Here is a 24373-nt window from a genome sequence, read left to right on the forward strand (position 1 = left end):
GTTCCCTCATTCGTCGCCGCCGCGCAGTGCCAGGCGGACCAGGGTCTCGGTGTCCATGGCGTCGAGCGCCGCTTCCTCGTCGTCCGGGCTCTCCCGACCGGGCTCCTCCGCGTCCGGGAACAGCCCCGTCTGGAGGAGCGCGGCGACGGCCCGTGGGGTGGGGTGGTCGAACACCGCCGTCACGGGCAGCCGCAGGCCGGTGACGACGCCGAGGCGGTTGCGGAGCTGGACGGCGCCGAGCGAGTCGAAGCCGAGCTCGCCGAACGGCCGGTCGGGGCCCACGGCGTCCGGTCCCGGGTACCGCAGCACGGTGGCGATCTCGCTCCGGACGAGGCGCAGGAGCGCCCGTGCGCGCTCCTTGCCGGTACGGGCGGCGAGGTCGGCGAGGAGCGCGGCGGGCCCGGCGGTGGATCCGGCGGGCCGGGCCGCGGCCGGGGCCAGCGGGCTCAGCACGGCCGGCAGCGTCCCCGCCTCGGCCTGGGCGCGCAGGGCGGCCGTGTCCAGCCGGGCGGCCAGCGGCGCGGGGTCGGCGGAGCCGAGGGTGGCGTCGAAGAGGGCCAGGCCCTCGTCGGCGGTCAGGGCGCGGACGCCGTCCCGGGCGAGCCGTGCGGTGTCGGCGCCGCTGAGGTGGCCGGTCATGTCGCTGCGCTCCGCCCACAGGCCCCAGGCGACGGAGACCGCGGGCAGCCCCTGGGCGCGGCGCTGCCGGGCGAGGGTGTCGAGGAAGGTGTTGGCGGCGGCGTAGTTGGCCTGGCCGGGGCCGCCGAGGGCGCCGGCGAGGGAGGAGAAGAGGACGAACGCCGTCAGGTCGAGGCCGCGCGTCAGCTCGTGCAGGTGCCAGGCGGAGTCCGCCTTGGCGCGCAGCACGCGTTCCAGCTGCTCGTCGGTCAGGGAGGTGACGAGCGCGTCGTCCAGGACGCCGGCGGCGTGCAGGACGGCGCGCACCGGGCGGTCGGCGGGTACGGAGTCGAGCAGCCGGGCCAGGGCGTCGCGGTCGGAGACGTCGCAGGCGGCGATCCGGACGTCGGCGCCCTGGGCGGTGAGGTCGGCCGCGAGGTCGCGGGCGCCCGGGGCGTCGGGGCCACGGCGGCCGGCGAGCAGCAGGTGCCGGACGCCGTGCCGGGCGACGAGGTGCCGGGCGACCAGGGCGCCCAGGCCGCCGGTGCCGCCGGTGACCAGGACGGTCGCCTCCGGGTCGAAGGGGGTGCCGGCCGCCGCCCGGCCCCGGGCGGCCCGGGGGACGAGCGGTGTCCCTTCGCGGACGGCGAGTTGGGGCTCGTCCAGGCCCAGGGCGCGGGTCAGTTCGGCGGGCCCTGCGGCCTCGTCGAGGTCGACGAGGGCGAACCGGTCCGGGTGCTCGGCCTGGGCGCTGCGCACCAGGCCCCACACGGCGGCCGTGTCCGGCGCGAGGCGGGCCTCGTCCCCGGGCCGGGCGGCCACGGCCGTGCGGGTGACGAACGCCAGGCGCGGCCCGTCGGTGCGCTCCGCGCCCGGCCGCCCGTCCGCCTGCCACTCGCGCAGCAGGGCCAGGACGCGGCCGGTCAGCGCGCGGGCGGCGGCGGGCGGCGCGGCGCCCTCGGGCGGGGTGACGGGGACGACGAGCCAGCGGAGGCCGGGGTCGGGGTCGGCCGGGTCGTAGGCGGGGAACGGCCAGTCGCCGGTGGCGTCGAGCACCGCCACGGACCCGGGCGGCGGCGGGACGGGCGTCCCGGCCGCGGGCGTCCACGCGATGGTGAACAGGCAGTCGGCGGCCACCGGCCGGGCGGCGGCGAGCCGGTCGGCCGTCACCGGCCGGGCGAGCACCGACTCCACGGAGGCGACGAGGCGCCCCTCCGCGTCGTGCGCGGTCATCCGCACGGCGTCCCCGCCGGTGGGCGCGAGCCGCACCCGGAGTTCCCGGGGCGCGTTCCCGCCGTCCGGCAGCCGCACCCCCGACCAGGCGAACGGCAGCAGCGCCGCGCCGGACGCGCCGTCCGTGCGGTCGGCGAGGGCGGCGTGGAAGGCGGCGTCGAGGAGGGCGGGGTGCAGCAGGTGGCGGACGTCGGGGGCGTCGCCGCCCGCGTCGAGGACGACGTCGGCGGCGATCCCGTCCGCGTACCGCCAGGCGGCGCGGACGCCCCGGAACCAGGGCCCGTACGCGACACCGCACTCGGCGAGGCGGGTGTAGAGGCCGTCGAGGGCGAGGGGGGTGGCGTCCACGGGGGGCCAGGCGGTGGGGGGCGGGGTGGCGCCGATCGCCGCCCCGGCCGACGGACTCGGCCGGGTACCGGCCCCGTCCGCTCCCGGCGTGCCGTCCGCCGACTCGCCGGGCCGGAGCGCGGGGTTCCCCGGCGCCGACCGGAAGCCCGCCCGTTCCGCCGCCCCTGGCGCGGTGTTCGCGGCCGCCCCCACCGGCGCCCCCGCCGCCAGCACCCCCGACGCCGTCCGCGTCCAGCCGTCCGCGCCGTCCTCCGCGTGCAGGGTGAACGCGGCGCGCCCGGCGGCGTCGGGTTCCGCGACGTGGAGTTGGAGCGCGCAGCCGCCGTCGCGGACGAGGAGGGGTGCCTCCAGGGTCAGTTCCTCGACGACGGGAGTGCCCAGGCGGGTGCCCGCGGTCGCGGCGAGTTCCAGCAGCGCCGTTCCGGGGACGACGATTTCGCCGTGGACGGTGTGGTCGGCGAGCCAGGGGTGGCGTTCCGGGGAGACGTGGCCGGTGAACAGGTGGCCTCCGCCGGCCGCCAGGGGGACGCCGCCCGCGAGGATCGGGTGGCGGGCCGGGGTGAGGCCGGTCGTGCGGAGGTCCCCCGCCTCGGTCCGGTCTCCGGCGGTGGGCCAGAAGCGCTGCCGGGTGAAGGCGTAGCCGGGGAGGTCGACGCGGCGCGGGCCGGCGTGCGCGTAGGTCGGGGACCAGTCCACGTCGACGCCGCCCGCGTACGCCTCGGCGAGGGAGCGCAGGAAGTCGTCCGGTTCCCCGTGGCCGCGCTGGAGGGTGCCGACGACCAGGCCGGAGCCGGCCGGGTCGGTGTCGTCGAGGATCTGGCCGACCGGAGCGGTGAGCACGGGGTGCGGGCTGATCTCGACGAAGACCCGGTAGCCGGCACCGGCCATGTGCCGCAGGGTCTCCTCGAAGAGGACCGGCCGGCGCAGGTTGGTGTACCAGTAGTCCGCGTCGAGCCCGGCCGTGTCGGCGGGCCGCGCGGTGACGGTGGAGTGGAAGGGGACGCCGGCCGTCCGGGGACGTACCGGGGCGAGGGCGGCGGCCAGTTCCTCGCGGACGCCCTCGACCTGCGGCGAGTGGGAGGCGTAGTCGACGGGGATCCGCCGCACCCACACGCCGTCGGCGTCGCACTCCTCGTACAGCTCGTCCAGCGCCTCCGCCGGGCCCGAGACCAGCACCGAGGAGCGGCTGTTGACCGCCGCGACGGAGAGTCCGCCGTCGAGCGCGGCGAGCCGGGCCCGTACGTCCTCCACCGGTTCGGCGACGGAGAGCATGCCGCCGCCGGTGCCGAGGCCGCGGATCGCCTTGCTGCGCAGGGCGACGATCCGGGCCGCGTCGTCGAGGGTCAGCGCCCCCGCGACGTACGCGGCGGCGATCTCGCCCTGCGAGTGCCCGACGACCCCGTCGGGCTCGACGCCGTGGGCGCGCCAGAGGGCGGCCAGCGACACCATGACGGCGAACAGCACGGGCTGGACCACGTCGACGCGGTCGAGCGGGGGCGTGCCGGGGACGCCCTTGACGACGTCGAGCAGGTTCCAGTCGGTGTGGGGGGCGAGCGCCTCCGCGCAGCGCTCCATCTCCGCCGCGAACTCCGGTGCGGAGGCGAGCAGTCCGGTGGCCATGCCCTCCCATTGGGAGCCCTGGCCGGGGAAGACGAAGGCGATCCGGCCGGCGGGCCCGCCCCCGCGCGCGGCCGGGCCGTCGGCGGCGACGCGGTCGAGGCCGGCGAGGAGGTCGTCGCGGGTACGGCCGACCACCGCCGCGCGGTGGGAGAGCGTCGCGCGCGTCGTCGCCAGCGAGAACGCCACGTCCAGCGGATCGGCGTCCGGGTGCGCCCGCACCCACTCCCCCAACTTCCGTGCCTGCGCGGCCAGTCCGGTCGGGGTGCGGCCCGAGACCGGCCACGCCAGCGGGCCGTCGGTGGACGGGCGGGAGGCCGGCCGCTCGGAGGGCGGCGGCTCTTCGACGATGACGTGGGCGTTGGTCCCGGAGGCGCCGAAGCTCGACACTCCCGCGCGGCGGACCCTTCCGTCCGTACGCGGCCACGCCCGCTCCTCCGTCAGCAGCCGCACCGGCCCCTTCGACCAGTCGACCTTCCCCGTCGGACGATCGACGTGCAGGGTCGCCGGCAGCCGCTCCGCCCGCAGCGCGCAGATCATCTTGATGATCCCGCCCACCCCGGCCGCCGCCTGCGTGTGCCCGATGTTCGACTTCAGCGACCCCAGCCACAGGTCCGAGGACCGCTCCCCGTACGCGGCCTGGAGCGCCTGGACCTCGATCGGGTCCCCCAGCGTCGTCGCCGTCCCGTGTCCCTCGACCGCGTCCACGTCCGCCGCCGACAGCCCCGCGTCCGCCAGCGCCGCCCGGATCACCCGCTCCTGCGCCGGGCCGTTGGGGGCGGTGAGGCCGTTGCTGGCGCCGTCCTGGTTGATCGCCGAGCCGCGCAGCACCGCGTGCACCCGGTGGCCGTTCCGCCGCGCGTCCGAGAGGCGTTCCAGCAGCAGGACCCCGAGGCCGTCGGAGAAGCCGGTGCCGTCGGCCGCGTCGGCGAAGGCGCGGCAGCGGCCGTCCGGGGAGACGGCACGCTGCCGGGAGAACTCCCGGTAGACGGTGGGGGTGGCGGCGATGGTGACGCCCGCGACGATGGCCAGCGAGGACTCGCCACGGCGCAGCGACTGCATCGCCAGGTGGGCCGCGACGAGCGACGAGGAGCAGGCCGTGTCGACGGTCAGCGCCGGGCCTTCGAGGCCGAAGGTGTAGGCCACCCGGCCTGAGGCGACGGCGGGGAGGGTGCCGATGCCCCAGTAGCCCTGGAGGTTCCGGCCGTCGGCGTGAGCGACGTAGCTGTAGTCGACGCCGGAGACGCCGGCGAACACGCCGGTTCGGGAGCCGCGCAGCGCGGCGGGGTCGAGGCCGGCGTCCTCGAACGCCTCCCAGGTGCCTTCGAGGAGCAGCCGCTGCTGCGGGTCCATGGCCAGGGCCTCGCGCGGGCTGATGCCGAAGAAGTCGGCGTCGAAGTCGGCGGCGCCGCGGACGAAACCGCCGTGCCGGGTGGTGCTGGTGCCGGGGTGATCGGGGTCGGGGTGGTGGAGTTCGCCGAGGGGCCAGCCGCGGTCCTCGGGGAAGCCGGTGATCGCGTCGCGGCCGTCGGCGACCAGCCGCCACAGGGCGGCGGGCGAGTCGGCGTCGCCCGGGTAGCGGCAGGCCATGCCGATGACGACGACGGGGTCGTCGTCGGTCTCCGGGGCGGGTTCGTCGGCGGCGGCGTCCTCGGCGGGTGCCGTGTCCAGCCCGAGCCGGCCGAGCAGTTCGCCCGCCACGGCCCGTGGGTTGGGGTGGTCGAACAGCAGGGTCAGCGGCAGGTCGAGGCCGAAGGCGCGGCTCAGCCGGCCGGTGAGTTCCAGCGCGGCGAGGGAGTTGTAGCCGTAGTCGAGGTAGGCGCGGTGCGGATCGATGGTGTCGGGCGTCCGGCCGAGGAGGTCCGCCGTCTCGGCGAGCACGGCGTCCAGGACCCTGCGCAGACGGTCGCCGGGCGCGGCCTCGGCCACCTGCCCGGCGAGGGAGCCGGCGGTGCGGTTGCCGGCGGATTCCGCAGTACTCACGTGCATCCCCTCGCTGACGTGCTCTCGGGTCGGAACTCTCGGTGGTGCGGGTCGGTCGGCGGTCGCCGCGTCGCGTCCGGCCGGGCCCCTCAGGGGCAGCGGACGACCTGTGCGGCGTAACTGAGGCCCGCCCCGAAGCCCATGAGGAGCACGGGGTCCCCGGACCTGACCTCACCGAGGTCGATGAGGCGGGACAGGGCGAGGGGGACGGACGCGGCGGAGGTGTTGCCGGTGTGGACGATGTCGCGGCCTACGGCGGCCCGGTCGGCGCCCAGGCGTTCGGCCAGCCGCTCGATCATGCGCAGGTTGGCCTGGTGGGTGACGAAGCCTCGCAGGTCGGCGGGGGCCAGGCCGGCGCGGGCGCAGGCTTCCTCGGCGACGGCCACGAGTTCGGTGGTCACCCAGCGGTAGACGGCCTGGCCGCGCATGGTCACGCTGCCGTGCCGGCCGGGGATGGCGACCAGGCCCGCCTGGTCGCCGTCGCCGCCCCAGACGACCGGGTGGATGCCGGGGCGTTCGTCGGCGACGACGACCGCGGCGCCGGCGCCGTCGGCGAAGACGGTGGCGGTGTCCACGTCGGTGGGGTCCACCCAGTCGGTCATCCGCTCGGCGCCGACGACCAGGGCCCGCCGGCTGGTGCCGGAGCGCACCAGGCCGTCGGCGACGCCGAGCGCGTAACAGAAGCCCGCGCAGGCGGCGTTGACATCGAAGGCGGCGATGCGGGGGACGCCGAGCAGGGCGGCCACCGAGGCGGCTCCGTTGGGCATGGGCGAGGGCAGCGAGCAGGTGGCGAGGACCAGCAGGTCGACGTCGGCGGGGGTGAGGCCGGCGGCGGAGAGGGCCTTGCCCGCCGCGGTGGCGGCCATGGACTGCACCGAGTCGTCGGCGCCCGCGAAGCGGCGTTCGCGGATGCCGACGCGGCGCTCGATCCACTCGGCGGTGACGCCGAGGGGCGCGCCGAGCGTCTCGTTGTCGACGATCCGCTCGGGGCGGACGCCGGCGACGGCCGCGATGCGGGAACCGGGGGAACGGGTCTGTGGGGGCGGCGTGATCAAGGTGGCTCACCTCGTCGGGTCGGCGGCGGGGGACGGCGGGACGGGCGGGTGGCCCGGCACCTCCGTGCCGGCTGGTGGGTGCGGTCGCGACCGCCGGTGGGCGGGGTGCCGCCGCGTCGTGTCGCGCCCGTGGCGCCCGTCGGACCCAGCGGGCGGGGCCGTGGTTCGGCCGGGCCGGCGGGAACGGCCGGGTGGCCGCGGCGGGCGCACGCCCCCGGCTTCCGGGTGCGCGGCGCACGGCGGCGCACCGTCCGGCGGGGCGTCCGGCCGGCCGGGGACCCCTGGGCGCCGCCCCTCGGGCCCCGGACGCCCCAACGGGTTACCGCTGGGCACACGGCGTGCCGGACCGGCCCGCCCGGCGTCCCGCCGCGGCCCGGCCGGCCGGACGTCCGGGCATGATCCGAAAGCTTGTATCGGACCCCTCATCGTCCTAGGCTTCGCGAGCGGGGCGAATCGCCCGTAGCCACCGAGAGGTTCAGGCCGAGCACATTTCAAACATGAACCACCGACCGGGAGTTGTCCTGACTTCCCGGCCCCTCCGGTGACCTCGGAGAACGGTTGACGAGGGGGTGGGCCACCACTGGCAAGAGCGGCCGTCGAGGCCGCGCCGAACGACATCAGGCCGAAGGGGGAATGGCCGATCGTGTCCGTGTTTCCGCGACTCCGCAGAACGGCGCCGGCACATCCGTGCGCCGTGAGGCTCGACCGCCTCTTACAGACCTCCTGCCCTCTCTCCTTCGGCGGACATTCCCTCAGGGAGTTGGGAAGCACATGAACGGGGAACACGGGGTGAATCCTTCGCCGAATCGTCTCGTCGGGACGACTGCCGAGCAGAACGCCGCCGCAGGACCACCGGCGGTCCCGGTGCCCGGACGGGGAGCCTCCCCGGTGCCGGGCGGCGGCCTGGGCACGGGCGTACCGCGATCGGCCCTGCGGACGCTCACCCCGCGGGAACGCGAGGTGCTGAGCGTCCTGCCGAGCGGTGAGGGCAACGTTGCCATCGCCCGCCGCCTGGGCATCGCCGAGCGGACCGTCAAGGCACATCTGACCAGCATCACCAGGAAGTTGGGACTGCGCTCCCGGGTGGAGGCGGCGCTGCTGTCGGCCGAGTGGGCCGACGAGCTGCGGGCCGACCGGGCGGACGCGGACCGGACGTAGCGGAACGGGCGGGAGCACCGGGGAGACGGGGGCGGCGGACACGGGCGGCACCTCCTCCATGGGGACTGTCCTTTCCTGGACGGCGGATGGGTTGTCGGATGCGTTGTCGGGGGCCGGAGCGGCCCTCGTGACACGGATCCCGCGTGCCGCGGGCGGCCGTTCACGGGTCACGGGCGCCGGCTCCGGTGAACGGGCCACCCGCACCTGCCCGGACTTCCCGCCGACGGGCGGGCCACCGGCACCGGCCGGAGCCGGTGGCCCGCCCGGGCCCGCTATCCGCGGCCCGCGCCGTCGACCGCCTTGGTCAGCCGGTGCATGCGCGTGGCCAGGCTCATCCGGCCCTCCAGCCGGAACGCCGGCGGGCGCCGCCCGTCCACGTCCGCGAAGCCGTACTCGACCGCCAGGTCGCCGGTGCTGAGCACCTGCCCGGACTTCTCGCCGACCGCCGGGTCGGCGAGCAGCGCGGCGACGGCCCGGCCCACGTACTCCGGGGAGTGCACCACCGCCGCCGGGCCGCTGCCCATCAGCTCCCAGGCGGCGGCCACCCGCTCGGTGCGGACGAAGCCGGGGTGCAGCGACAGCGCGGCGACCCCGCGTTTGCGCAGGTCGGCGGCCATACCGCGGCACATCCGGTCGGCGGCGGACTTGAACACGTCGTAGCCGACCTGGCCGAGGTAGATGTCGCCGTCGGTGAAGCTGATGCCCACGACCAGGCCGCGGTCCTGCTCGAACATCAGCGGGACGAGCCGCCGGGTGACGTCGTACTGCCCGCGCAGCGACGCCTCGAACAGCTCGTAGCGCCACATCGGCTGGTCCCAGAAGGGGGCGTCGAAGCGGACGTCGGCGGAGCGTTCGTAGCCGCCCCAGGCGTTGTTGACGAGCAGGTCGAGGCGGCCGTGGTCGGCGCGGATCCGGTCGGCGAGCGCCTCGTTGTCGGCGGCGGTGCCGTGGTCGCAGCGGAGCGCCACGCCCTTGCCGCCGCGCGCGGTGACCTCGTCGGCGGTGTCGTCGACCGTGCCGGGCAGGCCCTCGGTGCGCGCGCCGCCGCGGGTGCTGCGGCCCGTCACGTACACGGTGGCGCCCGCGTCGCCCAGGGCGAGGGCGATGCCGCGGCCCACGCCGCGGCTGGCGCCCGTCACGACGGCCACCTTCCCCGACAGGTCCGGCGGGGTCCAGTCCTCGGTCGTCCCGGACGCGCCGGTCGCTTCGGTCATCGCTGTGTCCTCCGTTGTCGTTCGTGGTCCGGTCCGGCGTCCCGCGCGCGGGGGTTCAGCGGACGGTCAGGCGAGGTGCCGGGCCGCGTAGGCGAGGGTGGTGGCGTACGCCGCGGTGTCGTCGACCGCCGGCAGGCCGTAGCGGTCCCGGAGTTCGGGCATCGAGGTGGGCAGGACGCCGCCGCTGCACCGGGTGACCTCGCTGACGTCGCGCAGCACGGACAGGTACGAGCGGGTCATCGGCGGCTGCTCGGCGATGGTCTCGGGGGCGAGCCCGTCGGCGTCCAGCAGGGGCGGGACGGTGAGGTGGCGCCCGCGTTCGGCCGCCTGCTTCACCACGATCCCGACACAGGTCTCGACGTCCATGGCCTCGGGGCCCAGGGTGACCCACCACTCGCCCTCGTCGTCGCCGCGTTCGATCGCCCGCAGCACCGCCTTGGACAGCAGGTCCTGGGGGACGAAGTCCATCCGGATGCCCGGGTGGACGGGCAGGAAGGGGGCCCGGCCGCGGCCCAGCCAGTCCGACATCTGCTGGACGATCTGCGGGTGCGAGGTCCAGCCGGTGACCGAGTCGCCGATGAGGTTGGTGGGGCGGTAGATGGCGTGCGGGATGCCGGAGGAGCGCAGCAGCTCCTCGGCGGCGTACTTGGAGGTGATGTAGTTCCGGCACACGTTCTCCGCGCGCAGCGGTACGGGGGCGGTGTCCGCGAGGGCCGCGACGAAGGCCGTGCTCATGAAGTGCACGGGCGCGCCCGCCTCCCGGGCGAACTCGATCACCCGGCGGGTGCCCTCGACGTTGACGGGCGCGTAGCGCTCGGCGGGCAGCCCCCACTCCGTCAGTCCGGCGGAGTGGATCACGACGTCGACGCGGGCGGCGAGTTCGGCGTACGCGTCGGCGTCGAGGCCGAACCGCTCGCGGGTGACGTCGCAGCGCACCACGGGCTCGCCGGCGTCGGGCACGGTGGCCGCGCGGGCGGCCGGCAGCAGGCGGACGGCGCCGGGCTCGCGGAGCAGGGAGCGGCCGACGACACCGGTGGCGCCGGTGAGGAGGACGGTGCGGCGGGCGCTCACGGCCGCGACTCCTTCCAGTTCATGAGCCGCGTCGCGGCGCGCGCCCCGATGTAGAGGGCGGGTTCGGGCGGGAAGGAGGCGGGCGGGCGGCGCCGTCCGTCGTCCACGAAGAGGAGCCGCGAATGCGGGGTGTCCTTGCCGAGCGTCAGGTCGCGGAGGACCTTGCCGCCGGTGTGGGTAGCGGCGATACCGTTGCCGCAGTAGCCGTACCCGTAGAGCACCCGGCCGCCGGCGAGCGTGCCGAAGTGCGGCGCGTAGTCGCGGACGACGTCGGCGGTACCGCCGTAGGCGTAGCTGAACTCGACGTCGGCCCACATCGGGAAGAACCGCAGGAACTCGCGGTGGATCTCGCGGTAGACCTCGGGCCGGTTCATGTTCCGCTGCCGCTTGTCCCGGCCCCAGTAGTAGGGGGCGGGGCCGCCGGCGAACATGATCCGGTTGTCGTGGGTGAACCGGGCGCAGGTGAGCAGGGACTTGGCCTCGACCAGGCCCTCACGGCCCGCCCACGGGACGCGGGCGAGCTGGGCGTCGGTGAGCGGCTCGCTCACCATGGCGTACGTCCAGATCGGCACGACCTTGCGGCGGAACGGCGGGAAGGCGTCCATGTGCACGTTGGTGGCGAGGACCACCTTGTCGGCCTTCACCCGGCCGCCGGCGGTGACGACGACGGGCCGGACGCCCGGCTCGACGCGCAGGCAGGGGGTGCGGTCGTAGAGCGTGACGCCCTTCTCGCGGACCACCCGGGCCAGGCCGCGGGCCAGTTTGAACGGGTTGACCAGCGCGCCGCCGGTGCGCATGCCGGCCGCGATGGCGGGCGAGCCGACGACGGACATCGCCTCGTCGCGGGACATGATCTCGGGGGGCGCGGCGCCCATCCGGACGGCGAGGTCGCGGTCCTCCTCCAGCCGCCGGAGCTGGGCGGCGTCGGTGGCCACCATCAGGTAGTCGGTCGCCTCGTACTCGGCGTCGACCTTGTTCTTGCGGGTGAAGCGGCCGATCTCCAGGATCGACCGGCCGACCGCCTGGGACGCCTCCAGGGCGCGTTCCTCGCCGAATTCCTTGACGAGCGCCTGGATGTCCTTGCCGATGGTGGGAGTGACGAATCCGTCGGCGCGGCCCGAGGCGCCGTAACCGGAATGGTGGGCCTCGACGATACGGATGTCGAGGGCCGGCTCGGCCTCTTTCAGGAAATAGGCCGTCCACAGTCCGGTGAATCCACCGCCCACGATGCAGACGTCGCAGTCGACGGTTTCCCGCAAGGGGGGACCGGGCGTGACCGGTTCGGTGTCGTGCCAGTACACGACATGCTTGTACGCGTTCAATGAGTGCTCCTCAACGGCCCGCCGGGCGGTTTTTTCGGGCGGTTGCTCAGACGGCCTCGAAGACGATGCGCGCGAGGCCCAGGTGCCGGTTGGTGAAATGGCCGACCGTCGCGCCCAGGTACCGCTCGTAGTCGGCGACGTTCTTCTCGCCGGCGATGGCGACCGCGCTTTCCCGCCGCGCCGTCAGCCGGTTGAGCCATTCCCCGCAGGTCCGGGCGTAGTGGTCCGGGTCGTTGCGCAGCCGTACCACGTCGAACCGTTTCTCCGCGGCCTCCAGCACCTCGGCGAGCGCTGGGATCTCGGATTCCGGGAAGATGTGGTCGATGATGAACATCAGATCGCGGACGGTCTGTTTGTCCATCCGGACGTTGTTGCCCTTGACGTTGGTCTGGAGGGCGATCCGGCCCCCGGCGGGCAGCCAGGAGCGGCAGCGCTCGAAGAACTCCCGGTAGGCCGCGACGCGCTCGGCGCGGCTCAGCCCGGTGCGGGCGAAGTGCTCGAACGCGCCGATGGAGACGATCGCGTCGTAGGGCTCGGCCGGCTCGTGGTCGAGCCAGTTCTCGACCCGCACCTCGGTCCGCGGCAGGGCGCGCCCGCGCAGCAGCTCCGCCTGGCTGTCGCTGAGCGTGAGGCCCACCGCGTGCCCCACGCCGTGCACGCTCACCAGGCGTTCCAGCAGGCTTCCCCAGCCGCAGCCGACATCGAGCACGCGCCCGGCGCCGGCCGCCCGCGCGCCCTCGACCAGGTGGTCCAGCTTGCGCCGCTGGGCCGCCTCCAGGGTGTCGGACGCCGCGTCGGGGCCGTCGTCCCAGAGAGCGCAGGTGTACGTCATCGACTCGTCCAGCCACAGGGCGAAGAAGTCGTTCGACAGGTCGTAGTGGTGGCGGATGGCCTCGGCGGTGGCGCCCGCGTAGCCGGGTTGGACGGCCGCGGTCACGCCGCGCTGCCCGACTTGGTCTCCTCGGCGAGCCGCACCAGGTCGCCCACGGTCTTCACGCTCGCGGCCTTGGACGGGTCGAACTCGATGTCCAGGTCGTCCTCGATGGAGTAGACGATGTCGGCTATCTGCAGGCTGGAAAGACCGACCGAGTCGAAGGCGGTGTCGGCGTTCAGCACATGCGCGTCCGCCTTGCCGCCGAGCTTCTTGGCGATACGGGCGCAGACCTCTTCAGCAGTGATCACGAGACAGCCTTTCCGATCAATTCCGATGTCTCCGGTGCGCGGTGACCGAATGCCCGGGACGAGTGCGTGCGATGGGGGAGGGTGTTCCGGCGGTCGCGAGACGGACGCCGCGTGGAACGGTGGTGCGGATGCTCGGGAGGACGTCCACGAGGTGCGCACCCGGAAGGAATTCCAGCGGTTTTCCGGACGCCGCTGTACGCGATTCCGAACCTTTCCGTACGCGTTTTCGCGCACGGTCCCGTGCGGACTCGGCCCGCCCCGGCCGCGGACCGCCACCGGCCCCTTCCGGCCGCTCGCGTCCCGGCCGGGTGCGGTAACCGCCACGGTCCTCGTGACCAGTGGCTCCGGCATGGGTGTCACCGACCTTACCCAGCCATCCGGCGGCCCTCCATTGCCCTTTAGGGCAATGATCAACAGCCTCGGCGGATTGCTGGCGAAAAAGGACTCGAGGTGTTTTCCTTGCTCGGTACGAGCGGCCGGGGACCGAGCCCGTGACCGTCCTGGACCCGGCATGCCCGCCTCCGCGCCGGCCGGCGACGGACGGGCGGCGCACCGGCCGTGAGCAGGCGTCGAAAGGACCCGCCATGCAGCCCGACGGCACCGTCGGCATCGTTGATTTCGGCAGCTACCTCCCCGAGAACGTCGTCGGCCCCGAGTTCTTCCGGGACCCGGACGCGCCCGTCGACCCCCTCGCCGAGATACCGCTGTTCAAGGTGCCCGCGACCCGCCACCACGTGGCACGGGACGAGCGGGCGGCCGACATGATCGCCAAGGCGGCCCGGCCGGTCTTCGAGCGGCTCGGCGTGGACCCGGCCGGCCGGGTGGACGTCCTGCTCACCAACGTCCTGTTACCGGACGAGGCGTTCATGGGCGTCGGCGCGCAGGCCGCGCACCGGCTCGGCATCAGTCCCGAGTGGATCGTCGACCTGCACAACGCGGGCTGCGGCTCGTTCATGTACATGATGGCGCTGGCGCAGAAGATCATGGCGGGCGGCGGGGCGCGCACCGCGCTCGTCGCCAACGTGCAGAACACCGCCGGGCAGGTCTTCGCCCAGTCCGAGGTGCGCCGGCAGCCGCACGCGGCCGTGCCCGGGGACGGCTGCGGGGTCGCCTACCTGGAGGCGGGCGGCGGTTCGCCGATCCTGGGGGTACGGACCCTGAACGTCCCCGAGCACTCCTTCGACCTGGGACTGCGGACGCCCGACGGGCGCAAGTACTGGGAACCGGGCGGCGGCCAGATGGACATCGCCTTCGACCCGGCCCGGCAGACCGAGATCCTGGAGCGCGGCAACCGCCTGGTGCCCGAGCTGGTCGGGAAGCTCTGCGCGGACCTCGGGGTGGCGACCGACGCCGTCGACGTGCTGGTCACCAACCAGCCCAACCGGATCTTCCTGAAGAACTGGCGCGGGGCCCTGGGCATATCGGAGGAGCGCCACCTCGACACCTTCGACCGGTACGGCAACCTCTACGGCGCGGCCGTGCCCATCACGCTCGACCGGGCAGCCCGGGAGGGCCGGCTGCGCGACGGCGACCTGGTGGTGATGTCCGGCTTCGCGCACGCGGGCGACTTCGCCTCGGCGGCGGCCGTCCGGTGGCGCGGCGGCGCGGGTGACGCTGACGGCGCGGGTCGCGCTGGCGGCGCGTCCTCCTCGGCCGGCTCCCCCGCCGACTCCCCCGACTCCCCCGGCGCCGCATGAGCCGGCGGACCCGGCGGTGCTCCCGCCGCACGCCCGTCCGACACCGACCCTCGGCCGGAATCGGGCGCGTTACGGCGGGAATTGACCGTGGCGTGACCGGAAATGACCGCTGTCCGGCCGGGAATGGCAGTGCCCCGGCCGGGATCCGGCCGGGGCACTTCGGGGCGGGACACGCGGCGCCCCTGGAGGCGGGACGCGCGGGGCGGCTCCGGGCGGGACGCGCGGAAGGCCGCCGGACGGTGCTACCCCGCCGCCCGGCCGGCGGCGCGCTGCCGCGCCTTGCAGGAGCGGCGCAGCAGATAGGGCACGGCGATCTGGTGCACCGGCCGGGCCAGCCCCCACAGCAGGCCGGCCCCGCGCCCCTTGAAGTGCTGGGCCGTGGCCCACACCAGCGTCGAGTCCTCGGTGAGCACCACGTTGTAGGCGGAGAACAGGCCCGAATGCCCGTCCATGGTCAGCGCGTTCGGGCCGGAGTCGGTGATGCGCCATCCGAGGACGTGCTCGGCGGAGCCGGACTTGGGCCCCATGCGCAGCCCCAGCACCTTCGTCCACCCGAAGCGAAGGAAGAACCGCAGCGCGGCCGGGGCCTCCTCGATCGCGGCCCGCGCCCACTGCTCCGGCGTCCGGGAGTGGGCGTCGTCGACCGCTATGGCGTAGGCCGAGGCGTAGTGGGGGTCGGTGAATTCCTCGGTTTTCCGGAGGGATTGCGGAACTTCGACGCGACGCGCACGGGGGACGGTCATGACGCGAACTCCTTCGGCTGACGGGCGCGGACGGCACAGCAGCGTATCGGACGGCACAGCAGAGCGAACAGAGTAACGGATCGCTCACAAACTCCCCAGGAGGAAAGGCAGTTGAAACCTCTCGGTTCCCCTGAAAGGGTCCGCTCGGGTGAGCGGAAACCGGTTATCGACAATGTCTCGGATACCGCGCGCTGGGTCGCCGAGTACCGGGCCAGGGAATCCGCCCGGCGGGACCGGCTGTTCAGCGATCCGTACGCCGCCGCGCTGGCCGGGGAGCGCGGCCGGGTGATCGCCGAGGAGGCCCGGCGGGGGTTCGGCAACGGCTGGTTCTTCATCGCCCGGACCAAGCTCATCGACCTGCTGGTCGAGGAGTGCGTGGCGGAGGGCTGCACCCGGGTGATCAACCTGGCGGCGGGCTTCGACACCCGGCCGTACCGCCTTGACCTGCCCTCTTCCCTGGAGTGGGTGGAGGCCGACCTCCCCGGGATCATCGAGGAGAAGGAGCGGGCGCTGGCCGCCGAGAAGCCGCGCTGCGTCCTCTCCCGCACCGCCGTGGACCTCACCGACGCCGATGCCCGGCGCGCCTTCCTGGCCTCGGCGACGGCCGGCGGCGGCCGGACGCTCGTCATCACGGAAGGGCTTCTGCTATATCTGGACGCGTCCGAGGTCCACGCCCTCTCGGCGGATCTGAAATCCTGCCGGGTGACGTGGTGGACGGCCGACGTGATCGGCCCGCTCATCCGCAGGCTTTCGGCCCGCGCGAGCCGGGAGAACAACGCGCCCGTCGTATTCGCACCGGACGACGGAGTCGCATTCTTCGAACGCGCGGGCTGGGCCGTGGAACGCGTCGGCACGCAGTTGTCCGCGGCGGCGAAATGGCGTCGGCTTTCCCCGCTGATGCGGCTCGTCTCCCGGCTCCCCCAGGCGGATCCGCGGCACCCGGGGAACTCCCTCTGGTCCGCCGTCGTCCGACTGCGCGACCCGGATTCGGCGGGCCGTTCCGATCGGCGTCCCGCCTGACGATCCGACCGACGTCCGGCGCGACCAGCCGACCGGCGTCCGCCCGGCGCCCCAGCCGACGCGCGCACAACACCCCGCGACGTCCCGCCCGACGTCCCGCCCGACCCCGCCGCCTCCGGCAATCCGTTGAAACACCACTACCGTTGGGATGTGCCCGATGCCCGAAACCCCTCACTCCGGCGGCCTCCGGCGGCTGGTGGCCGTCGTCTCCGACCGTGACGTCGCAGGCCCCGCGGCGGCCCGCGCGCTGCGGGACCTGGCCGGCGCGCGCGACGTCGTCACGCCGGTGGAGCCGGCCGGTCACGACGCCACCGACGCCTACCGGGAAGTCGTCGAGCGCGGCCTGCGCTTCCTCGACCTGGTCGGCCCCGAGGACCGGTTCACGCTGGTCACGGCCGACTCCCTGGCCGGCGTGGAGAGCGCCGTCACCGAGGCGGCCGCCGGCGGGAAGGCCGTGCTCAGCCTGCTGGTCGTCGACCACCAGGAGCTCCGCTACCGGATGACCTCGCCCGACGACCTCAACACCCGGCTGGCCAAGCTGGCCGCGGCCCTCGGCGACGCCGTCGAGTTCGAGCCGAGCCCGTACACCGTGCACGTCTACACGGACCCGGACGTCGAGAGCTTCTACTCGGTCGAGCTGTTCACCCCGCGCTGGGCGCCCGACGAGGAGTGGGTGGTCACCGCCGACCTCGCCTGCGCGTTCGTCGACTCCGTGCAGCTGCACTCCAACCGGCGGCTGCGGCCCGCCCTGAAGACCAGCACCATGGCCGACGCCCTCGCCGACTTCCTCACCGCCGAGGCGGGGACGTCCTGGGGCCTGCACTACTACACCGGCTCGGGCGTCGCCACGTTCATCGACGACATCGAGCGGCGGGCCGTCGGCAACGGCAACCCGATCGTGCGCGGTCCGAGCGAGCACAGCCTGGCCTGCTCGGCGCTGGCCCGCTGGACCCTGGACGGCGCGCCGTTCGCGATCGTGGCGACCAGCGGCATGCACGAGGAGTTCCGCGGCACGCTCGCCAACCACATCTCCGTCGGCACCCGCGGCTTCATCGTCTGCTGCGACTCCAAGCTGGACGCCTGGCACCCCTTCCAGGGCACCATGCACCTCACCGAGGACAGCCGCCCCTCGCTGCTCGCCCGTGGCTTCCCGGTGGTGCACATCCCGCGCTCCGCGGACATCGCCCGCGGCCTCGCCGAGGCGTTCGAGGCGTACTCGGCCGGCAAGGGCCCGGTCATGATCATCGCGCCGCGCGACGTCCTCCAGACCACGCTCCCCGACGATCAGCGCCCCGAGATCCCCCGGGTCACCCCGCGCCCGGCCGTCGAGGCGGTCCGCTCCCCCGAGGTCGACCGGCTGGTCACCCTGCTCAACACCGAGCGCCGCCGGCTGCTCTGCCAGGTCGGCCCGTTGAGCGGCCCCGCCCTGGAGCTGATGTACGAGCTGGCGCGGGAGGCGGGCATCGGCCTCGCCGACTCGGTGGCCCAGCCCGGCACCGTCAACCGCTACCGGGACGGCCGGACCGTCGACGAGTACATCGGCACGCTGAGCATGTACGGCTACTCGCCGCGCGTCTTCGAGTACCTGTACAAGGACGGCGCGCTGCGGCCCTCCGGCGAGCAGGCCGTGATGTTCGTCGGCACCCCCATCCCGCAGATCGACACGCCCTTCTCGGAGATCTCGCTGCGGCAGCTCGCCCCCGTCCAGATCGTCGAACGGGAGGTGGACCGGGCGCCGTTCACCGGCCTGGGCGTGGTGGCCGACATCGAGGGCGTGCTCCGCGCGCTGCGCGAGCGGCTGGACGTCGACCCGGAGGTGCTGGCGTACCGCCGCGCGGCCATCGCCTCGTCCCGTGACTCCGACGGCGACGTCATCGGCCTGCTGCCGGTGCTGCCCATGACCACCAACCACTTCTTCCGGCGGCTGCGCGGCGTCCTGGACGGGCTGATCCGCGAGCAGGACTACCGCTACGTGGGCGTCTACGACATCGGCCGGGCCGGCCTGTCGGCGGTCAACAGCCTGCCGCGCACCAGCAAGTCGTTCTCCGGCTGGTACGGGCGCGGGCTGATGGGCGACGGGCTGATGGCGCTGCCGGGCATCGTGACCCGCCGGGACGAGAACGTCATCTCGTTCACCGGCGACGGCACGGCGGCGATGGTGCCGGACATCGTGCCGACGCTGGTCCAGCAGATCGCCGTGGACCACTCGGCGTTCCGGCGCAACCTGACGATTTTCCGGTTCGTCAACGGCAGCCACTCCGTGATCCGCACCTACCGGGAGAGCGTCGACCCGGGCGCGGTCGACGGCCAGTGCGGCGTGCTGACGTTCACGCCGGAGGACTACGACCGCCGGTACGGCTCGCTGCTGGTGCGGCACCGCCGGGTGACCCGGTTCGAGGACGTGCCGTTCGCGGAGCAGCTCCAGGAGCCGGAGACGGTCAACCTGTACTCGGTGCTGCTGGGCCACAACAACGAGGGCGACGGCCTGAGCCGGTTCTCGTCGCTCGGCTGGCAGCGCGACGAACTGTCGCCGAAGGCCCTGGCGGTGGCCGGCGTGCCGCTGCCCGAGCGCCCGGCGAAGCCGTGACGCCGGCGGGAACCGACACCCCTACAGACGAGGAGGCGGCCATGGACCGGGCCGAGATAGAGGAGCGGGTGATCAACCTGCTCGCGGAAGCCGTGGTGGTGCCGAGGGAGGACGTCGAGGACCTCCGCACCGATCTGCGGGAGGACCTCGGGGTCGACTCGATGGACTACGTCGAGCTGATCACCGTCCTGGAGCGGGACCTGGGGCAGCAGGTGGAGCGCGAGGAACTGGCGTACGTCCGCACGGTGGGCGACGTGGTGGACCTGGTGCAGCGGCTGGTCTCCCGACGGGACGCGGCGGCGGGCGCGGCCGCGGGGACGAACGCCGCGGCGGACGCCCCGGCCACGGCCGCCGGCTGACCGGCCGGGCGGCGCGGGCCGGACGCCCGCGCCGCCCGGGCCACGCCCGCCCGCGCCTGCGGGGGCTGTCCCGCCTGCGCCGCCAGGGGGCTCGCGCCGGCGCCACCGCCGGGGGGGCGCTCACGACTGCGCCCGGCGGCTACGCTCACCCCCGCCCGCCGACCTGGATCAAGCCCGCCCGGCGGCCACGCTCACCCCCGCCCGCCTACCTGGATCAAGCCCGCCCGCCGGTCTCGCCCGCAGCCGCCTTCTCCAGCTGGAACGCCTCGTTCCCGAGCCCGATCCGCGCGTGCACCTCCGGCCGTACGGACTTCAGGACGGCCCCCAGCACCAGCCCGGCGACCAGCGCGACCAGCACGATCCCCGGGAGCAGCCAGCGCAGCGGCGAGTCGGGCCCGGAGCCCACCAGCGCGTCGAAGTCCCGGACGGTGATCACGGCGATCACGGTCAGCGCCACACCGGCGACGCCCGAGGCGACGAGCCGCCACGCCTGGGCGCGGGCGGCGCCGCGCCGTACGAAGAAGACGATCACACCGGCGGACGCGGCGATCATCAGCACGGTGACGCCGAGCGCGCAGACGTTGCCCAGCCAGTTGGACAGCCGCAGGACCGGCGCCGTCGGGTCGCCGGTCGGCTTGTCGTCGGTGACGGCGAAGACGATGACGACGAGCAGCGCCACGGTGCTCTGGAGCAGCGAGCCGTGGGCGGGCGCGCCGCTGGTGCGGGAGGTGCGGCCGACGGCGGCGGGCAGCAGCCCCTCGCGGCCCATGGCGAAGGCGTACCGCGCGACGACGTTGTGGAAGCTGAGCATCGCGGCGAACATGCCGGTGACGTAGAAGAGGTGCATCACGTCGGTGAACCCGGAGCCGAGCCGGTCCTCGGTGAGCCCGAAGAGGAGGTTCGGGCCTTCGGAGAGCGAGAGTTCGTGGATCTTCGACGGTCCGGCGGCGACGGTCAGCGCCCAGGCGCTGATCGCGAAGAAGACGGCGATGAACCCGACGGCGAGGTAGGTGACCCGGGCGACGACGACCTGGGGGCGGCTGGTCTCCTCGGAGTAGACGGCGGCCTGTTCGAACCCGACGAAGGAGGCGATGGTGCCGCAGAAGGCGGTGCCGAGGCCGGGGCCGGAGAGCGTGTCGGGGTGGAAGGCGCGCAGCGAGACGCCCTCGGGACCGGGCGAGCCCAGGCCGGCGACGTCGAAGACGAGGACCATCACGACCTCGATCAGCAGCAGGACGCCGAGCACCTTCACATTCAGGTCGATCTTCAGCCAGCCGAGGACGCCGACCACCACGACGGCGATCAGGGCGGGTATCCACCAGGCGACGGTCAGGTCGAGGTGCCGCTGGAGCAGGTTGGACAGCTCGAAGCCGAAGAGGCCGTAGATGCAGCACTGCATGGCGCTGTACGAGACCAGGGCCACGATGGACGAGCCGGCGCCGGCCGTGCCGCCGAGGCCGCGGGCGATGTACGCGGTGAAGGCGCCCGCGTTGTGCACATGGCGGCTCATCTCGGCGTAGCCGAAGCTGAACAGCAGCAGGATCAGCCCGAGGATGACGTACAGCAGGGGCGAGCCGACGACGCCCAGCACGCCGAACGTGACGGGCATGCCGCCGGTGGTCACCATCAGCGGCGCGCTGGCGGCGACGACGGACATCAGGAGGCCGGTCAGGCCGATGCGGTCGGCGCGGAGGCTCCTCTCCTGTCCCTTGAAGGTGCTGATCTCGCCTGGTGCCGTGGAGCCCGGTGTCGTCCTGCCTGGTGGTGTCGTCCTGCCGGTTGGCATGCGGGGCCGTCCTCATCGGGGGTGGGTGTGCGGGGGGATGTTCCGCTTCTGCTGCTGCGGATTTCCGCTTCTGCGGGATGTTCCGCGGGCGCGCTGCGGACGTTCGCGGTCACCGGGAGCCGAGGGCCGTGCGCCGGGCGGCGCGGTAGGCGGCCTTGGGGTCCCGGTCGGGGTAGGCCCAGGGCTCCCGGGTGACGTGCGGGCCGATCCGGATGAGCAGCGCCGCGGCCTCGGCCAGCCGGCCCTCGTGGAGCTTGGCGTGGGCGAGGAAGTTCAGGTCGACCTTGTGCCGGGGGTGCGGCGGGGCGGCGGGTCGCCGGGCGGTGCGCGGAGCCCCTGGGACCCCACCCGCCTCGGGCGCGTCGTCCGTGTCGTTGACGTCCCACTCCAGCCACCAGTCGAAGGCCGTCTTGAGCACCTGGCGGGCCCGGCGGCCGGCCCAGTGCCCGGAGGCGGCCGGGTCGCGCGGCAGGGTGCCGGCGCGGGCCAGGGCGCGGAAGCGCTCCGCGTGGGCGACGACGGGGAGCAGGGCCAGCGGCGAGTCGGCGGGGGCCTGCTCGGCGGCCCAGGCGGCGAAGTCGTAGACCTCGTGCAACGGGTCGTCGTGGTCGGCCTTGTGCCCGGCCAGGCAGGCGGCCATCAGATGGTGGGCGTGGTGGTGCTCGGGGTGCCGGGCGCGGACCTGGCCGAAGCAGCGGGCGGGCTCGTCGTCGGTGACGCCGGCGTGGGCGAGCAGGAGCAGGCCCAGCCAGGGGGTGGGGTCGCGGGGCGCCATCCGGGCGGCGGCCCGGCACAGGCCCCTGGCGCTCTCGGCGTCGCTCTTACGGCGTACGGCGCGGTGGACGGCGGCGCAGGCCAGCAGGGCGGAGGCGTCGGCGCTGTCGGGCTCGGCCAGCAGCCACTCGCGCCCCCAGGCGGTGCTGGTGGAGACGGCGGCGAGGGTGGTGAGGCGGTGGCCGCGCAGGTCCCAGTCGTCGCCGGTCTCCGCCAGCAGCCGGCGGGCCTCGGCCCACCGCCCCCGGGCCAGCTCGTCACGGACGGTGACCAGCTCGGTGTCGTCGAGTGCGGAGTCGAAGGTCGGCCCGCCCCCCAGCCGAGAGCGGCCCAAGGGGGGTGGAGGGGTCATCGTCGGGCGTCCTCCGCGGCGTGCGTCCCTGCGGGGGCCCGGACCCGGGTGCCCGCTGACCGGCATTCTTGATCACGCACAGCAAAGCGTTAGTCACAGCTTCCCGTCAAGGGCGATACGGCCCCCTCCGCCCCGGTCTGGATGAACGTCCGAAAGCGGGGTACTCGGAGGTCGTACCGTCCGTGCGGCGACTATCGTCTCCCTGGTCAATTCGCTGATGACCGGCAGGTCTTGAGGTGCGCGACGTATGGTCTTCGCCTTCGCCCTGAGCGCGGCTTTCTGCCTCGGTGTCGGGTTCGTGCTCCAGCAGAACGCGGCACAGCGGGCCCCCATGAGCGATTTCCTCTCCTTCCGGCTGCTGCTGGACCTGGTCAGGATGCCGCGCTGGCTGGCGGGGATCGGCCTGATGGTGTGCGGCATGGCGCTCGGCGCGGTGGCCCTGGGCGGCGGCGAGGTCTCGCTGGTCGAACCGCTGCTCGCGACGAACCTGCTGTTCGCCATGACCCTCTCCCGCTGGCAGACCAAGCAGCCGCTCGGCTGGACGGGCTGGGGCGGCCTGTGGCTGCTGGCCGGCGGCGTGACCGCCTTCATCGTCGCGGGCCGCCCGCACGGCGGCGAGTCGGTGTCCGACCCGCTGCGGCACTGGCTGATCGTCGGCCTGGTGGTCGGCGGCGCGCTGGTCCTCGCGGCCGTCTCCAAGCGCCTCCGGATGAGCGCCGAGGCCGCGACCCTCGCCGTGGCGGCGGGCCTGCTGTACGGCCTCCAGGACGCCCTCACCCGGGTCAGCGGCCAGCGCTTCCGCGACGGCGGCTGGGCGTCCCTGGTGATCAGCTGGCAGCCGTACGTGGTGCTGGCCCTGGGCGTCACCGGCCTCGTCCTGGTCCAGAGCGCCTTCGAGACGGCTCCCCTGCGCATGTCCCTGCCGGCCCTCACCGCCGCCCAGCCCCTGGCGGGCATCGCCTGCGGCGTCGGCTTCCTGGGCGACCAGCTGCGGACGACTCCGGCGGCGCTCGCCTGGCAGGCGGCCGGCCTGGCCGCGATCGTCGTCGGCATCGTCCTGATCGGCCGCCACCCGGCGATGCCGCCGGGGACGACGGCACCGGAACTCCGCGACCTCCAGCCGCGCTGAGCCCGCTTGAATGTCCCCATGACCGACCGAACCGATCACCCCCAGCCCCTGTCGGCGGACGAGATCCTGGACGTGGTGGACGAACGGGACCGCGTCGTGGGCCAGGCCCCGCGCGCCGAGATCTACGCCCGCCGCCTCCTCCACCGCTGCACCTTCATCCAGGTACGCGACCCGGCCGGCCGCCTCTTCGTCCACCGCCGCACCGCCCGGAAACTGGTCTTCCCCTCGCGCTACGACCTCTTCGTCGGCGGCGTGGTCGGCACCGGCGAGACGTACGACGCGGCGGCGCTGCGCGAGGCGGAAGAGGAACTGGGCGTCACCGGCCTCCCCGCCCCCACGCCGCTCTTCCGCTTCCTGTACCGCTCGGAGGAGTACGGGGGCTGGTGGTCGGCCGTCTACGAGGTCCGCTGCGACCTGCCGGTCCGGCCCCAGGCGGAGGAGGTGGACTGGTACGGCTTCCTGCCGGAGGACGAGGTCGCGCGGCGGCTGCCGGAGTGGCGGTGGGTGCCGGACGGCCTGGAGGCGTGGCGACGGCTGCGGGAGTGGCGGGCGGGGTGAGGGCGCCCGACGCCGCCGGAGCGCCCGAGACGTTCCCGGGCGCCGATCGGCGCGGGTCGCGCCCGAGTCGCTCCGGTCAGCCTGCGGGCTGGCCGATCCCGTCGCGTTCGAGCACGGAGCGGAGCGCCGAGAGGACCCGTGCGACGGCCGGTCCCGAGGGGCCGCCGAGGGCTCCCGCGGTCAGTTCGGCCAGCGTTTCGGTGAAGGTCGCCTCCGCCGCCTCGACGAGCCGCAGGCCGTCATCGGTCAGGTCCAGCAGCGATGAGCGACGATCCGACGGATTGGTGCGCCGTACGACCCACGCCTGCTTCTCCAGACGGTCGACGCCCTTGCTGGTCGCACCGATCCCGATGGCGAACTCGGCGGCGAGGTCCGCCACCCGGGACCCGGGGCGGTCGCGCAGGAAGCGCAGGGATTCGAACTGCGAGGTGACGATCCCGTGCCGCTCGCGAAGACGGTCGTTCAGCGCGTTGTAGAGGCGCGTCTCACAGCGAACGAGGTCGGCGAAGAAGCCCGGGAGGTCGACCCGGCCACCACTTGACTTGGATGCCATGGCATATATCTTAA

The 24373-nt window shown here is 74.3% G+C and carries 18 protein-coding genes; 7 read left to right on the forward strand and 11 right to left on the reverse strand.

Features of this window, described 5'->3' with window-relative positions:
- Positions 1 to 6: 6 nt before the first annotated feature.
- Together J7W19_RS06200 and J7W19_RS06205 are read right to left on the reverse strand one after the other, a co-directional pair.
- Entirely contained in the window at positions 7 to 5799 is a 5793-nt protein-coding gene (locus J7W19_RS06200) for a type I polyketide synthase (protein ID WP_210455299.1), read from the reverse strand.
- Positions 5800 to 5888: 89 nt separating this feature from the next.
- A complete protein-coding gene (locus J7W19_RS06205) occupies positions 5889 to 6854 on the reverse strand; it encodes a beta-ketoacyl-ACP synthase III (RefSeq protein ID WP_004946064.1) in 966 nt (321 codons plus the stop codon).
- Between the two features lie 888 nt (positions 6855 to 7742).
- On the opposite strand from J7W19_RS06205, the gene J7W19_RS06210 reads away from it, so the two are divergent.
- Positions 7743 to 8012, forward strand: coding sequence for a helix-turn-helix domain-containing protein (locus J7W19_RS06210; protein WP_004946062.1), 270 nt, complete (start codon positions 7743 to 7745; stop codon positions 8010 to 8012).
- A gap of 272 nt (positions 8013 to 8284) precedes the next feature.
- On the opposite strand, the gene J7W19_RS06215 is transcribed toward J7W19_RS06210, so the two are convergent.
- The 5 genes from J7W19_RS06215 to J7W19_RS06235 form a co-directional block, all read right to left on the reverse strand.
- Entirely contained in the window at positions 8285 to 9226 is a 942-nt protein-coding gene (locus tag J7W19_RS06215) for an SDR family NAD(P)-dependent oxidoreductase (RefSeq protein ID WP_004946058.1), read from the reverse strand.
- 66 nt (positions 9227 to 9292) lie between these two features.
- A complete protein-coding gene (locus tag J7W19_RS06220; protein WP_004946055.1) occupies positions 9293 to 10297 on the reverse strand; it encodes an SDR family oxidoreductase in 1005 nt (334 codons plus the stop codon).
- Positions 10294 to 11619: an NAD(P)/FAD-dependent oxidoreductase gene (locus J7W19_RS06225; RefSeq protein WP_004946052.1), complete on the reverse strand. Its 1326-nt coding sequence runs from the start codon at positions 11617 to 11619 to the stop codon at positions 10294 to 10296. The genes J7W19_RS06220 and J7W19_RS06225 overlap by 4 nt, the downstream gene beginning before the upstream one ends.
- Before the next feature lie 46 nt (positions 11620 to 11665).
- Positions 11666 to 12556, reverse strand: coding sequence for an SAM-dependent methyltransferase (locus tag J7W19_RS06230; protein ID WP_004946049.1), 891 nt, complete (start codon positions 12554 to 12556; stop codon positions 11666 to 11668).
- Positions 12553 to 12801 (reverse strand): acyl carrier protein, encoded by a 249-nt coding sequence (locus tag J7W19_RS06235; protein WP_004946046.1) that lies wholly within the window; start codon positions 12799 to 12801, stop codon positions 12553 to 12555. Before J7W19_RS06235 ends, J7W19_RS06230 begins: the two co-directional genes overlap by 4 nt.
- Positions 12802 to 13385: 584 nt before the next feature.
- On the opposite strand from J7W19_RS06235, the gene J7W19_RS06240 reads away from it, so the two are divergent.
- On the forward strand, positions 13386 to 14498 hold the full coding sequence (locus tag J7W19_RS06240; RefSeq protein ID WP_004946043.1) for a 3-oxoacyl-ACP synthase III family protein: 1113 nt from the start codon (positions 13386 to 13388) through the stop codon (positions 14496 to 14498).
- A 242-nt stretch (positions 14499 to 14740) separates the two neighbouring features.
- Here the strand turns inward: J7W19_RS06240 and J7W19_RS06245 are convergent, their stop codons facing one another.
- Positions 14741 to 15241, reverse strand: coding sequence for a hypothetical protein (locus J7W19_RS06245; protein WP_004946041.1), 501 nt, complete (start codon positions 15239 to 15241; stop codon positions 14741 to 14743).
- Positions 15242 to 15352: 111 nt separating this feature from the next.
- On the opposite strand from J7W19_RS06245, the gene J7W19_RS06250 reads away from it, so the two are divergent.
- The 3 genes from J7W19_RS06250 to J7W19_RS06260 all read left to right on the forward strand — a co-directional run bounded on the left by J7W19_RS06250 (position 15353) and on the right by J7W19_RS06260 (position 19207).
- Positions 15353 to 16261, forward strand: a complete 909-nt coding sequence (locus J7W19_RS06250; RefSeq protein ID WP_004946039.1) for a class I SAM-dependent methyltransferase — start codon at positions 15353 to 15355, stop codon at positions 16259 to 16261.
- A gap of 157 nt (positions 16262 to 16418) precedes the next feature.
- Positions 16419 to 18848, forward strand: a complete 2430-nt coding sequence (locus J7W19_RS06255) for a hypothetical protein (protein ID WP_004946037.1) — start codon at positions 16419 to 16421, stop codon at positions 18846 to 18848.
- Between the two features lie 41 nt (positions 18849 to 18889).
- Complete coding sequence (locus J7W19_RS06260) at positions 18890 to 19207, forward strand: acyl carrier protein (protein WP_004946035.1); 318 nt, start codon at positions 18890 to 18892, stop codon at positions 19205 to 19207.
- A 214-nt stretch (positions 19208 to 19421) separates the two neighbouring features.
- On the opposite strand, the gene J7W19_RS06265 is transcribed toward J7W19_RS06260, so the two are convergent.
- A complete protein-coding gene (locus J7W19_RS06265; protein WP_040890086.1) occupies positions 19422 to 20993 on the reverse strand; it encodes an APC family permease in 1572 nt (523 codons plus the stop codon).
- Between the two features lie 109 nt (positions 20994 to 21102).
- Positions 21103 to 22119, reverse strand: coding sequence for a hypothetical protein (locus J7W19_RS06270; RefSeq protein WP_040890084.1), 1017 nt, complete (start codon positions 22117 to 22119; stop codon positions 21103 to 21105).
- Between the two features lie 247 nt (positions 22120 to 22366).
- Between J7W19_RS06270 and J7W19_RS06275 the strand changes: the two genes are divergently transcribed.
- Together J7W19_RS06275 and J7W19_RS06280 are read left to right on the forward strand one after the other, a co-directional pair.
- Positions 22367 to 23248 carry a DMT family transporter gene (locus J7W19_RS06275; RefSeq protein WP_004946028.1) on the forward strand — a complete coding sequence of 294 codons (882 nt, stop codon included), beginning with the start codon at positions 22367 to 22369 and terminating at the stop codon, positions 23246 to 23248.
- 18 nt (positions 23249 to 23266) lie between these two features.
- On the forward strand, positions 23267 to 23806 hold the full coding sequence (locus J7W19_RS06280; RefSeq protein WP_004946026.1) for an NUDIX hydrolase: 540 nt from the start codon (positions 23267 to 23269) through the stop codon (positions 23804 to 23806).
- Positions 23807 to 23882: 76 nt separating this feature from the next.
- Here the strand turns inward: J7W19_RS06280 and J7W19_RS06285 are convergent, their stop codons facing one another.
- Entirely contained in the window at positions 23883 to 24359 is a 477-nt protein-coding gene (locus tag J7W19_RS06285; protein WP_004946024.1) for a MarR family winged helix-turn-helix transcriptional regulator, read from the reverse strand.
- Positions 24360 to 24373 lie beyond the last annotated feature (14 nt).

The organism is Streptomyces mobaraensis NBRC 13819 = DSM 40847, assembly GCF_017916255.1.
Lineage (GTDB): Bacteria > Actinomycetota > Actinomycetes > Streptomycetales > Streptomycetaceae > Streptomyces > Streptomyces mobaraensis.